Raw genomic sequence first — 13,091 nt, forward strand, 5'->3', positions numbered from 1 at the left:
TTAAGAATTGTTTTAAAACGATCTTAATTCTTTGATGAGTTCAATTGAGCTTTTCACAACGTCTGTAATTTTCCCGTAATCATACGTTCCGTCATTATTTTTTACAAACAACTGTGAACCCAGACCCACGCAATACGCTCCGGCAGATATCCATTCTGTAAGGTTTTCCTTTGTCGGAAGAACTCCACCTGTAGGCATAATATTTGACCACGGCATCGGTCCTTTTACTGCTTTGATGAATTCCGGTCCTCCCACCTGGGATGCAGGAAATATTTTAATAATTTCAGCACCCAACTCTTCAGCATAGGAAATTTCAGAAACTGACCCGCAGCCTGGCATCCAGGAAATTTTTCTCCTGTTACATACTTTTGCTATATCTACATTCAATAAAGGGGAAACAATGAAGTTGGTTCCGGACTGAATATACAGCGAGGCTGTTCCGGCATCTACCACTGAACCTACCCCTAAAATCATCTCAGGAAGTTCTTTGGCTGCATATTTTGTAAGTTCGGTAAAAACTTCGTGTGCATAATCCCCCCTGTTCGTAAATTCAAAAACACGAGCTCCACCATCGTAGCATGCTTTTAAAATTTTCTTGCCTATCTCGGCATCAGCATGATAAAAGACAGGAACAACTCCCGTTTCTCTAGCTTTTAACGCAACGTCTATACGTGTAAATCTTGCCATAATTATCTTTTTATTCTTCCACCAGAATTTCCGTTCATTACTTCCAAAATATCTTCTGCACTGCAGTAATTGGTATCTCCCAAAATAGTATGCTTGATAGCACAGGCTGCATTGGCAAATTTCAATGCCTTTTCATCATCGAAATTTAACAATCCGTAAATCAGGCCTGCTGCAAAAGCATCTCCGGTTCCTATTCTGTCAACCACCGGGCTTACTTCTAAAAGTTCAGTTTCAAAATAAGTTTCTTCAACCCAGGCTCTTCCCTGCGTTTGCTGAGAGCTTGCCGTAACACCTATTCTTACTTTGTCGAAAATCCTATGAATAGAAGGAATTTGTTTTTTTAATTCTTTACAAGCTTCAATGAAGCCTTTCTGATCTGTTGAAAACTGAGTATCTAAAATTTCGTTGATTTCATTTACACCACCAATAAAAATCGTGGAATAGGAAACCAGCTCCTTTAAAATTTCATTTCCATTTTTGCCGTATTTCCAAAGGTTTGAGCGATAGGCTGGATCGGTTGTGATCTGAATACCCATTTCCCTGGCTAGTTTTAAACCTTCTTTCAAAGTTTCATACGCTCCTTCAGAAATCCCAGGACTAATACCCGTCCAGTGAAAAAATTCACAGCTTTCCAAGGCTTTTTTCCAGTCAACCTGTTCTGGTTTTATATGAGAAAAAGAACCATGGTGTCTATTGTAAGTAATTCTACTTGCACGAACCGACGAGCCTACTTCAAGAAAATATAATCCCAGAGGATGCTCGTTTGTATTGATAAACGAAGTATCAATCCCAAAACTTTTAATGAAAGAAATTGCAGATTCACCCACAAAATCATCAGAAACATTGCTGATATGCTTTACATCACAACCTAAAGTTGCCAGTGATGAAGCAACATTAAGCTCCGTACCTCCGAAATAGAATTCCATTTCAGAGCTCTGCTTCATAGTTTTATTTCCGGGAGGTGAAAGTCTCATGATTACTTCACCGAATGTGACTATTTTACTGCTCATAATTTCACTTTAAAAATCAAAATAATTTTTAGCGTTATGATAGCAGATATCTGAAACCGTTCTTCCAATAAGCTCAATATCATCCGGCAATTCACCGTTCTTCATTTCTTCGCCGAAAAGATTACACAATACCCTTCTGAAATATTCGTGTCTCGGATAAGAAAGAAAACTTCTCGAGTCTGTCAGCATTCCTACAAAACAGCTTATAAGTCCCATATTTGAAAGGGCATTCATCTGCTTTACCATTCCATCTTTCTGATCCAGAAACCACCATCCGGAACCGAATTGTACCTTTCCTTTCACACTGCCATCATTGAAATTTCCGATCATTGTTGCAAAAATTTCATTATCGGCAGGATTTAGATTATAAAGAATCGTTTTAGCCAGCTTATCTTTTCCATCCAGCGTATTCAGGAATTTAGACAGTGCTTCAGCCTGAACGAAATCTCCGATAGAATCCCAGCCTGTATCAGGTCCTAAAACCCTGTGCATACGTTCGTTATTATTCCTCAAAGCGCCAAGGTGGAACTGTTGAACCCATCCGAATTGATGATAGGTTTCACCTAAAAATAATAAGATCGCTGTTTTGAATTGATTGACCTGCTTTCCGGCAATCACTTTTCCTGATAACTTATCACTGAAAATTGTATTGATCTCAGCATCTGTAAATTCTTCAAAAGAAATATTATTCAATCCGTGATCACATAATCTGCAACCATTTGCGTGGAAGTATTCAATTCTTTTTAATAAAGCATCACAAAGGCTTTGATAGGAATCGATTGTAATTCCTGCCGATTGTCCGAGTTTGGCCAGATAGTCCGCGAAATTGTGGTTTTCAATCAAAATAGCTTTGTCAGGACGAAAGGCTGTACTTACTTTAATACTGAAATCGGTTTTTGCTATTTCCTGATGGTAATTTAAAATATCTGTAGGATCTTCGGTTGTACATAAAGATTCTACATTCATCATTTTTAACAGACCTCTTGTTGATTTTTCAGGAGTCTGTAATTGTGCGGTAACGTTTTCATAAATTTCACCTGCATTATCTTCGTTAAGAAGTTCATCGATCCCAAAATAACGTTTCAATTCCAGATGTGTCCAGTGATACAATGGATTTCTTAATGTGTAAGGCACTGTTTTTGCCCATGCTTCAAATTTTTCTTTGTCAGAAGCATCTCCTGTAATGAACTTTTCATTCACTCCCATGGTACGCATAGCTCTCCATTTATAATGGTCTCCGGCAATCCAGACTTTAGAAATATTCTCAAACGCAGTGTTTTCTGCAATATCTTTAGGGATCAGATGATTATGATAATCGATGATCGGTAACTTTTCTGCATAGTTAAAATATAACTCTTCAGCGTATTTATTTTGTAGTAAAAATTGATCTGTTATAAAGGATTTCATTGTAGTTTAATTCTGTTATTACTCATTTGCAGGTTTCCCGATAGTCGCCAGAATACCACCGTCCACATAAATGATCTGGCCGTTGATAAATCTGCTCGCATCGGAAGCTAAGAAAATAGCTGTCCCTGCAAGGTCTTCAGGGTTTCCCCATCTTCCGTCCGGAGTTCTGCTAATGATAAAATCATTGAAAGGATGCCCGTCTTCTCTGATTGGCTCTGTCTGTGATGTTGCAAAATATCCCGGGCCAATTCCATTTACCTGAATATTGTGCTTCGCCCATTCTGTTGCCAGATTTTTTGTAAGCATTTTAAGCCCTCCTTTTGCTGAAGCATACGCCACTACATTATCCCGGCCAAGCTCACTCATCATTGAGCATATATTAATGATCTTTCCGGATTTCCTTTTGATCATATGCTTACCAACGAGTTGTGACATGATAAAAGGACCTGTAAGATCTACATCGATTACCTTTCTAAAATCTTCAATATCCATATCAATCGCCGGAATACGTTTGATGATTCCTGCATTATTCACAAGGATATCAATCTTCCCATGTGTAGCAATCATAAGCGCTACCTTCTGAGCAGCCTCAAGTTTGTCTGTTACATCAAAAAGATAACCCGTTGCATGATATCCTTTTTCGCGATAATAATTTAAAGCTTCCTCTAACTTTGAAGGCGTTGTACTTGTGATGGCCAGTTCCGCCCCTGCAGAAGCTAAGCCTTCAGCCATTGCCATTCCCAATCCGTGAGTAGCCCCTGTAACGACTGCTACCTTACCGGATAAATCAAATAAATTCATTGGAAAATTACTTTAGTTCGTTAGTTTTGATACCATCCATATCGCCATAGTCCATATTCTCACCGGCCATACCCCAGATAAAAGTATAATTAGAAGTTCCAACTCCAGAGTGGATAGACCATTCCGGGGATAAAACAGCCTGACGGTTTTTCATAAAAATATGACGTGTCTCATCAGGTTGCCCCATGAAATGACTTACCGTTTGATCTTCCTGCAGATCGAAATAGAAATATGCTTCCATTCTTCTGGTATGAGTATGTGCAGGCATTGTATTCCAAACACTTCCAGGGTGAAGTTCAGTCATTCCCATTTGAAGCTGACATGTTTGAAGGACGCTATTAACAATCAGTTTGTTTATCGTACGTCTGTTAGCGTATTTTTCCTCCCCTAGTTCCACAATCTCAGCCTCGCTCTTCGTTATTTTTCTTGTCATATAAGAATGATGTGCCGGAGCAGAGTTGATATAAAAATAAGGTTGTTCATCACCCGATTTTTCAAAAATCACTTCTTTTGCCCCTTTCCCAACATACAAGGCTTCTTTATTCATAAGCTCATATACCTCACCATCTACTGTTACTTTTCCTTTTCCGCCAACATTGATAATTCCTAACTCTCTTCTGTCAAGAAAATATTCTGCTTTCAAATCATCTGTTGGTTCAAGTTTTAAGGACTTCGATAAAGGTTGTATTCCACCTACAATCAGTCTGTCATACATAGAATAGACTAATTTTATCTGATCTTCATTAAATAAATCATCGATTAAAAACTCCCTCCTTAAATCTTCAGTTGTGTACTTTTTAACATCTTCAGGATGGTGGGCATATCGAAATTCTGATTGCGTCATACTTTCTTTTTTTTATACTTTCTTTTTATGGTTTTAATAAAACTAGTTAAACATTGCGTAATCGATTGCATTAAATTACACTTACATTTGATAGAAATACTTGTCGATAAATATATAATTATTATTTAATTAGTAAACAAAAAAATACATTTAATTAAAAAACAACTGTAAATCAACAATATAAAAACAATTATTCCAATAAAATCATTAGGCAAATTACTATAATCCAATGATTTCAATTCCCTAAAATAGAATCCTATTTTAATTTTTAAGCCAAATGGTGTATTATAATAATGATTAACTTACAATATTAAATTACCAATAATAATAGCATTTATATAATAATAGTAAGACTATTTCGTGATTTATTTATTATTAAGCAAAAACTCGTTTTGTATGGTTCAAAAAAATGTGATAAAAATCAGAAAAATGGAAAAAAAACAACTTCTAAGTATCATTTTTGGGAAATTTCTACTGTCTAAAATGAAGTATTCTTTAAAGAAATAATAAAATTTAAATAGAAAAATACTGCCTGAATTTCACTTACCCTAAATTTTAATCGAAATAATATATAATATTTAAATTACTAATAATCAATCATTTAATTACGTAATTTATGCATTATTATAATTAATATTAACAATTAAAAAAAAGAATTTAACAGAAAAATAATATTTTTTTCTTTGCATATTGGAAAATAATATTAGTTTAGGAGCCTAGATATTTTTAATAAATAATTACGCAATCGATTGCACTCATTAACGCGTATGTTTATTAAAATATCGGTCACTTCATTTATAGAATACTTACAAAAAATCCAAACAAACAAAAGATTGAAAAGAATTTCAACCAAGAATTAAAACTATAAGGATACAAAATGGATAAAAGAGTACAATCTATAAAGTGGTTATATTTAACTGTTTTTCTACTTCCGGTCCTTGGTCTGGCTCAAGAAAAAGAAAAGAATAAAGAAAAGGAAACCAAAATCGATGAAGTGGTTTTGGTAGGATATACCAAAGTTTCTAAGAAAGACGTTACCAATGCTGTAGGCTCAGTAAAGGCTGAAGATATGAAGGATATGCCTGTAAACAATGCTGCAGAGGCCATTCAGGGAAGAGTAGCTGGTGTACAGATTACGGCAAGTGAGGGTTCACCAGGAGCAGAGGTAGATATCAAGGTAAGAGGTGGAACTTCTATTACACAAAGCAATTCTCCTTTATATATCGTAGATGGAATCCAGATGGATAATGCATTGTCTATTCTATCTCCTAAAGAAATCGAATCAATTGAGGTACTGAAAGATGCTGCTTCCACTTCGATCTATGGAGCCAGAGGTGCCAATGGTGTTGTTCTAATCACCACAAAAGGTGGTCGTAAAAGAGCAGCAACCTCTATTAACTACAGTGGATATACTGGAGTTAGAAAGATTATGAATCAAATTCCTGTATTAAGCCCACAGGACTTTGTAATGTATCAGTATGAACTTTATTATAAAGGAGATATTCAGAGTGACAAAGACATTTTTGACGCAAGATATGGAACCTATGACCAACTTGCGGATAAGTATGGCTCCATCAAAAAAAGAGATTGGCAAAAAGAACTTTTTGGAAAAGAAGCCTTCAACTTTACCCACAATATCAATATTACAGGCGGTTCTGATAAATCAGCATTTTCATTAACGCTAAATCATGTAGAAGAAGACGGAATTATGCTTAATTCAGGTTTTAGAAGAAGCATGGCCAATTTTAAATATGATTATGATGTAAGTAAGAAGGTTAAGATAGGATTTAACACCAGATACAGCCGATCCCTAATTTCGGGTGCAGGAACTTCAGCATCCGGGTCACAAGGAACCAACAGGTTGAGAAATGCAGTAAGATACCAGCCTTTTGAGGGCGGAAGCAATGTTCCTGTAGACGACTTTGATCCTAATTATGCAACAAATACCAATCTTGTTAATCCTCTTCTTCTTAATGACAGTGAAGTAAGAAATAACAGCACAAACGACTTATTGTTAAACGCTTACTTTAATTATAATATTACAAAAGATCTTACCTTCCGATCGGTCATAGGATATGTACAAAAAGACAATGCTGTTGATCAATTCTGGGGAAGCATTACAAACGATGCAAGAGCTAATAATAACCAGCCTATTGTACAGTTAACCAGATCTCAAACCAGGAGAATCACGAACACCAATACATTAAATTACACAAAAAAATTCGGAAATCATAAAATCGATTTACTATTGGGTGAAGAAACTGTTCAGACAGACGGTGAATCTTCCAATACATATGTAAAATGGCTACCGAGTTCTATTTTGCCTAATGAAGCATTTGCTAACATCCAGTCCGCCATCCCACCATCAGGAATGATTCAGGATGCCCCTAGAACAGCTGCGCTGGCACCGGACCGATTGGTTTCATTTTTTGGACGGGCCAACTATATTTTCGATAATAAATATATAGCCACCCTTTCCATAAGAACAGACGGAACAAATGTCTTTGCCCCAAAAAACAGATGGGGAACCTTTCCTGCCCTCTCATTAGCATGGAAGCTTAAACAGGAAAATTTCCTTAAGGATAAAGAGTGGCTGGAAGAACTTAAGCTGCGTTTTGGATATGGTTTAGCAGGAAACAACAGAATTCCCGCATTCCTGTATGATACATTCTTTACCACTTCTACTGATTATGGATACACTTTCGGAAGTGGTGTAACTCCAGGAGCAACGACAGGAAACACGTTGAAAAATCAAAATGTAAAATGGGAGGCAACGGTATCTAAAAACATAGGTATTGACTTTGGTTTTTTCAAGGGCAGATTATATGGTAGTGTGGATGCATATATTACAGACACTAAAGATCTTTTAATCTTAGCTAAAATTCCTCAGACCTCAGGATATGAATATCAGTATCAGAATTCAGGGAAAACTCAGAATAAAGGTATTGAATTTACCATGGGAGGAATTCTCATTAATAAAGAAAACTTCTCATGGAAGACAGACTTCAACATTTCTGCCAATAGAAATGTGATCAAAAGTTTAGGTTCCAACGCCTCTGCAAGTAATAGTTATTATCTTGCTGCTTCAGGATGGGTAAACAGTTTATATGACTTTATCGTAAAGGTGGGTAACCCTATCGGAACTTATTACGGATATGTAACGGAAGGAAGATATGAGCTCAATGATTTCGACTATAACCCTTCAACTCATGTATATACATTAAAAGCTGGAATCCCAAGTAACAGTGCTATTGCACTAGGTTCTAAAGCAGTACAGCCAGGTGACTTGAAACTTAGAGATATTAACGGTGACGGTCAGATCACTACAGATGACCAGACTGATTTGGGCAGTTCCCAGCCTAAGTTCTTTGGAGGGTTCAATCAGACTTTCCGGTACAAAAACTGGGATATGAGTTTATTCTTTAATTTCTCTGTAGGAAATAAAGTGTATAATGCCAATAAAATTGAGTTTTCAACACAGTTTCAATATAGAGATAACAATATGCTTGCTGAAGTGGCTGACCGATGGAAATGGTTTGGGCCAGACGGTGTAAAAGTTACAGATCCTGCTGCATTAGCTGCATTGAATGCCAATACAACAATGTGGACTCCCCCATCCGGTAACTATATTCTGCATTCTTATGCTATTGAAGATGGCTCTTTCTTAAGATTAAATAACCTTACGATCGGATATACCCTTCCAAAAGGGGCACTGGAAAGCGCATTTATTAAAAATCTAAGAATTTATGCCACTGTTAATAATGTATTTACCATTACAGGATATTCAGGATATGACCCTGAAGCAAGTACGAGGAGAAATCCTCTGACTCCGGGTGTAGATTATGCCGCTTATCCTCGCAGCAGATTTATTTTAACGGGAGTTGATATCACCTTTTAATTGAATAAAAAAATAGACATGAAAAAAACAATATTAATTTTAAGTTGTGTCGTTGCCTCACTTACTTTTAATTCATGCGACGATTTTCTGGATGCCGAAAACCTCTCAAGTGTATCTGAAGCGCAACAGTTTGACAGTACTGCAGATACATTCACTGCTTTGGTTGGAGCGTATAGTCAATTAGCAGGTGATGATGGTTATGGGCAGAGATTAGCACTAATTTATCCTCATTCCAGTGATGATTTCCGAACATCGGGAGACTATAACTGTAATGACAGAAGAGGGATTGCTACATTTGGAGCATGTACCACAAATTCAGAACTTAATAAACCATTCTTAAAATTATACTCAGGAATAGAGCGTGCTAATCTTTGTATTAAAAACATTCCCTTATCTCCTGTTTATAAAACAGGATCTGTTGCCGAGAAAAAACAAATGGATCGTTATCTTGGCGAAGCTCTCACTCTCAGAGCACAGTTCTACTATGACCTGATCAAAAACTGGGGTGATGTTCCTTTCCAGGATAAGCCTTCTGCAGATATGGAAAGTATTTATCTTGCAAAGACTGATAGAGATGTTATATATGAAAGAATCATTGATGACCTTGCCAAAGCAGGTAATTTAGTACCATGGAGATCCGAAGAAGGTACAAATTCAGCAAGAATTTCTAAGGGAGCTGTAAAAGGTCTTAGAGCAAGAATTGCGCTGGCAAGGGCCGGATATTCTTTAAGAAGAAATCCCCAGCAGATGGCACAAGGTTCTAACCCTCAAAAATACTATCAGATTGCTTATGATGAGTGTAGAGATATTATGAACCATACGGGAGAACATAGTTTAAACCCAAGCTATCAAGCTGTTTTCAAAGCTCTACACAATAACACTCAGGATGCTACCAATGAAGTAATCTTCGCTGTTGGAGCATTTGGAGGTAACGCGAGAACAGATAGTAAAATTGGATACTATAATGGTTTGAAGCATGATGATAATTCCTCATGGAAAGGTGGCGGCGGGATCAACGCCCTTCCTGTATACTTCTACGAATTCAGTAAATATGATTTAAGAAGGGATATGAATGTGGGAATTTTTAAAGTAAATAACTCCAACCAGGCAGAATTGGTAACAGCAATTTCGTTTACGGATTCAAAATACAGAAAGTCATGGACTAACGTGACCGGCCCTTCTCAAAATTTAGCTATAGACTGGCCTATGATCCGTTTTTCAGATGTATTATTAATGTTTGCTGAGGCAGACAATGAAATTCACGGCGCTCCTTCACAAGAAGCTCTAAATGCTTTAAAACTGGTTAGAAACAGAGCCTATGCCGGGAACTTAGATCAGGTGGGAGCTATACCTACCGATAAAGCAGGATTTTTTAATGCTATTGTAAAAGAAAGATTATTGGAATTGGGTTGTGAAGGAATCAGAAAGTATGATCTCATCCGCTGGAATCTTTTAGATGCTAAAATTACGGAGACCAGACAGAAACTTACTGACTTTATGAATGGAACCGGAGCTTATGCTAATGTTCCTTTAAACATGTATTATAAGAAATCTCCTTATGATCCTACCAAAACGGCTCAGCAAAATATCACTGATATTGATATTTATTCTACAGTATCGGATAAATCAGAAGTTTTTTACATTCCTTCACAGGATGCAACTCCTGCAGGATATACAAAAATTGCATGGAGAGCTTCCGTTCTGCAGACTTATATAAGTGATCCCGTAAAAGGTTTTGCGCAGTATTTCCAACCTAATAAAAGAGAACTACTGCCTATCTACAGTGATATCATTCAATCAAACTACAATCTTACCCAGGATTATGGGTACTAGTAACAATATACATTTATATTAACAGGAGTACAGGCTTTCTTCTCCGGAAGCGAGTCTGTATTTTTAAATGTAAAATAGATATGAAAATGTTTAATTGTCAGCGAAATATAAAACTAATATTGGTTTTAATAGTTTTAATATGCATTCTTTCTTTCAAAACCACTCATCAGACGTTTGTGGTTTCAAAGGACGGAAAGGGTGATTTCACGACCATACAAGAAGCAGTTGACGCCACTTCAAATCTATTATCTGCGAAGACTGTAATCATTCTCAAACCAGGAATTTACAAAGAGAAAATTATCATTCCGGAAACCAAAGGAGCAATCGTAATGGAGGGAGAAAACCCGGAAAATACCATTATAACATATAATGATTATGCCTCAAAAAAGAATTCTGAAGGTAAAGAGATAGGAACTACCGGTTCTTCTACGATCTTTATTTTTTCCAATGACTTTACAGCAAAAAGTATTTCTTTTGAAAACAGCTCAGGAAAAGTAGGTCAGGCAGTGGCAGTTCTGACAGGTGGTGACCGAATTACTTTTGAAAACTGTAAATTTTTAGGATTTCAGGATACGCTTTATCTTAAAGGAATGCAGGATGTACCAGCGGGTGCCAAGGGAAAAATTTCCCGAAATTATTTTAAAAACTGTTATATCGAAGGTACAACAGACTATATTTTCGGTGCAGGAACAGCTGTTTTTGAAAATTGTACAATCTATTCAAAAGAAAGTGCCAGCTATGTAACCGCTGCCTCTACTCCACAGGAAAATGCTTATGGCTTCGTTTTCATCAACTGCAAAATAACTGGTCATGCAGTAGAACATTCAGTATATCTGGGTAGACCATGGAGACCCTTTGCTAAAACTGTCTATATCGATTGTACAATTGATTCAACCATAAAACCAGAAGGTTGGCATAATTGGAACAAACCGGAGGCAGAGAAAACAACTTTTTATGCAGAATATAATTCTAAAGGAAATGGAGCAAATGCTTCAAAAAGAGTTTCGTGGTCTCATCAGCTGACCAAAGCTGAAAGAAAAAACTATACAAGAGACTATGTTCTCAAAGGAAAAGATAACTGGAGAGTACAAAAGGATCTCAAATAATTTTAAACCAAACCATCAACCCCAAAGAAATCTTTCGATCATGAAAAAGCATTTAACAAAAATATTGACGATAGGAATTGTATGTAGTATTCAGATTTTAGTTGATGCTCAAAATGTATTGAGTTTCCCCGGAGCAGAAGGTTTCGGACAATATACAACTGGGGGTCGTGGTGGAAAAGTATATTTTGTAACTAAGACGACTGATGACGGATCAGATGGAACTTTGCGATATGCATTGAATCAGAAAGGTCCAAAATATATTGTTTTTAAAACCGGAGGAACCATTTATCTTCAATCTCCACTCAGAATAAAAGAAGGTAATGTTACTATTGCAGGACAAACGGCTCCCGGAGATGGAATTACTATAGCCAATTATGAAACTTTTGTAGCTGCAGACAATGTCATTATACGGTACATGAGATTCAGGATGGGTGATCAGAAGAAATTTGAAGGAGATGCTTTTGGAGCAAGATTCATAAAGAATCTAATCGTAGATCACTGCTCGATGAGCTGGTCAACGGATGAGACAGTTTCCATTTACGTCAACGAAAAGACAACACTCCAATGGTGTTTGATCGCAGAAAGCCTAAGAAACTCTGTTCATCAGAAAGGCGCACATGGATATGGTGGAATTGCCGGAGGAAAATTCGCTTCTTTTCATCATAATATTTACGCACATCATGATAGCAGAAATCCAAGATTAGGAGAATATGCCGGAAGTAAATTTGCGCTAACGGATCTTACAGATTTCAGAAATAATGTTATTTACAATTGGGGTCACAACAATATCTATGGTGGTGAAGGAATGAACGTGAATCTCATCAATAATTACTACAAACCCGGTCCTGCTACAATGACCAGGCAACGAATTACTGCTATCGATAAAAACGAGAAACCGCAGACCGAAGTTTATAACATCTGGGGAAAATACTACATCAATGGAAATGTAATGGAAGGGAATCCAGAAATTACCAAAGACAATTGGACCGAAGGCGTTTTTGCCCAAATGAAACCTACTTACAATTTAACGGATAAAGATAAAAATTCAATTAAAATCAATCAGCCACACGATATTGAGAATAATATAAAAACCCATTCTGCAAAAGAAGCTTACGAAAAAACACTGCAGTTTGGAGGAGCGAGTTTAGTTAGAGATGCCATTGATCGTCATGTTTTGCAAGATATAAAAAATGGAAGTTTTACTTATAAGGGTTCAAAAGGAAGTACTAACGGTATTATTGATTCTCAAACCGATGTGGGTGGTTTTCCAGATCTAAAACCCGGAAAATATTTATCAGATTCAGACAATGATGGAATGCCTGATGAATGGGAAATTAAAAATAAAATAAATCCAAAAATTGCCAATGCCAATGGACGGGATTTAGATAAAAATTACGACAATATTGAAATTTACATGAATGATATTGTAGAAAAAATAACCGAAGGACAAAACTAATAACCATGAAAACTCTTTGTTAAATTCGGCTATATAAAAAGTATTATAA

The 13,091-nt window shown here is 36.5% G+C and carries 9 protein-coding genes; 4 read left to right on the top strand and 5 right to left on the bottom strand.

Going from position 1 to position 13,091, the window contains the following annotated elements:
- Positions 1 to 12 precede the first annotated feature (12 nt).
- The 5 genes from J7E44_RS04080 to kduI are packed head-to-tail and all read right to left on the bottom strand — an operon-like array spanning position 13 to position 4,749.
- The gene (locus J7E44_RS04080; RefSeq protein WP_214825860.1) at positions 13 to 687 is read right to left on the bottom strand and encodes a bifunctional 4-hydroxy-2-oxoglutarate aldolase/2-dehydro-3-deoxy-phosphogluconate aldolase; all 675 of its coding nucleotides are present in this window, start codon (positions 685 to 687) and stop codon (positions 13 to 15) included.
- A gap of 2 nt (positions 688 to 689) precedes the next feature.
- On the bottom strand, positions 690 to 1,697 hold the full coding sequence (locus tag J7E44_RS04085; RefSeq protein WP_214825867.1) for a sugar kinase: 1,008 nt from the start codon (positions 1,695 to 1,697) through the stop codon (positions 690 to 692).
- Between the two features lie 9 nt (positions 1,698 to 1,706).
- Positions 1,707 to 3,104: a glucuronate isomerase gene (gene uxaC / locus J7E44_RS04090; RefSeq protein WP_214825869.1), complete on the bottom strand. Its 1,398-nt coding sequence runs from the start codon at positions 3,102 to 3,104 to the stop codon at positions 1,707 to 1,709.
- Between the two features lie 18 nt (positions 3,105 to 3,122).
- Positions 3,123 to 3,905, bottom strand: a complete 783-nt coding sequence (locus J7E44_RS04095; RefSeq protein WP_214825871.1) for a gluconate 5-dehydrogenase — start codon at positions 3,903 to 3,905, stop codon at positions 3,123 to 3,125.
- A gap of 7 nt (positions 3,906 to 3,912) precedes the next feature.
- Positions 3,913 to 4,749 (bottom strand): 5-dehydro-4-deoxy-D-glucuronate isomerase, encoded by an 837-nt coding sequence (gene kduI, locus J7E44_RS04100; RefSeq protein ID WP_214825873.1) that lies wholly within the window; start codon positions 4,747 to 4,749, stop codon positions 3,913 to 3,915.
- 877 nt (positions 4,750 to 5,626) lie between these two features.
- Here kduI and J7E44_RS04105 point away from each other — a divergent pair.
- From J7E44_RS04105 to J7E44_RS04120, 4 genes are all read left to right on the top strand, one after another.
- On the top strand, positions 5,627 to 8,647 hold the full coding sequence (locus J7E44_RS04105; protein WP_214825876.1) for a SusC/RagA family TonB-linked outer membrane protein: 3,021 nt from the start codon (positions 5,627 to 5,629) through the stop codon (positions 8,645 to 8,647).
- Between the two features lie 18 nt (positions 8,648 to 8,665).
- Positions 8,666 to 10,480 (top strand): RagB/SusD family nutrient uptake outer membrane protein, encoded by a 1,815-nt coding sequence (locus J7E44_RS04110; RefSeq protein ID WP_214825878.1) that lies wholly within the window; start codon positions 8,666 to 8,668, stop codon positions 10,478 to 10,480.
- An 80-nt stretch (positions 10,481 to 10,560) separates the two neighbouring features.
- Positions 10,561 to 11,586, top strand: a complete 1,026-nt coding sequence (locus tag J7E44_RS04115) for a pectinesterase family protein (RefSeq protein WP_214825880.1) — start codon at positions 10,561 to 10,563, stop codon at positions 11,584 to 11,586.
- Between the two features lie 40 nt (positions 11,587 to 11,626).
- On the top strand, positions 11,627 to 13,042 hold the full coding sequence (locus J7E44_RS04120; protein WP_214825881.1) for a pectate lyase family protein: 1,416 nt from the start codon (positions 11,627 to 11,629) through the stop codon (positions 13,040 to 13,042).
- Positions 13,043 to 13,091: the final 49 nt, after the last annotated feature.

Source organism: Chryseobacterium sp. ISL-6 (assembly GCF_018613715.1).
In the GTDB taxonomy this organism is placed as follows: domain Bacteria; phylum Bacteroidota; class Bacteroidia; order Flavobacteriales; family Weeksellaceae; genus Chryseobacterium; species Chryseobacterium paludis.

Bases quoted from the DNA above. Each gene is read 5' to 3' on its own strand.
- J7E44_RS04115 (WP_214825880.1), top strand. From the start codon at position 10,561: ATGAAAATGTTTAATTGTCAGCGAAATATAAAACTAATATTGGTTTTA.
- J7E44_RS04110 (WP_214825878.1), top strand. From the start codon at position 8,666: ATGAAAAAAACAATATTAATTTTAAGTTGTGTCGTTGCCTCACTTACT.
- J7E44_RS04095 (WP_214825871.1), bottom strand. From the start codon at position 3,905: ATGAATTTATTTGATTTATCCGGTAAGGTAGCAGTCGTTACAGGGGCT.
- kduI (WP_214825873.1), bottom strand. From the start codon at position 4,749: ATGACGCAATCAGAATTTCGATATGCCCACCATCCTGAAGATGTTAAA.
- J7E44_RS04080 (WP_214825860.1), bottom strand. From the start codon at position 687: ATGGCAAGATTTACACGTATAGACGTTGCGTTAAAAGCTAGAGAAACG.
- J7E44_RS04120 (WP_214825881.1), top strand. From the start codon at position 11,627: ATGAAAAAGCATTTAACAAAAATATTGACGATAGGAATTGTATGTAGT.
- J7E44_RS04105 (WP_214825876.1), top strand. From the start codon at position 5,627: ATGGATAAAAGAGTACAATCTATAAAGTGGTTATATTTAACTGTTTTT.
- J7E44_RS04085 (WP_214825867.1), bottom strand. From the start codon at position 1,697: ATGAGCAGTAAAATAGTCACATTCGGTGAAGTAATCATGAGACTTTCA.
- uxaC (WP_214825869.1), bottom strand. From the start codon at position 3,104: ATGAAATCCTTTATAACAGATCAATTTTTACTACAAAATAAATACGCT.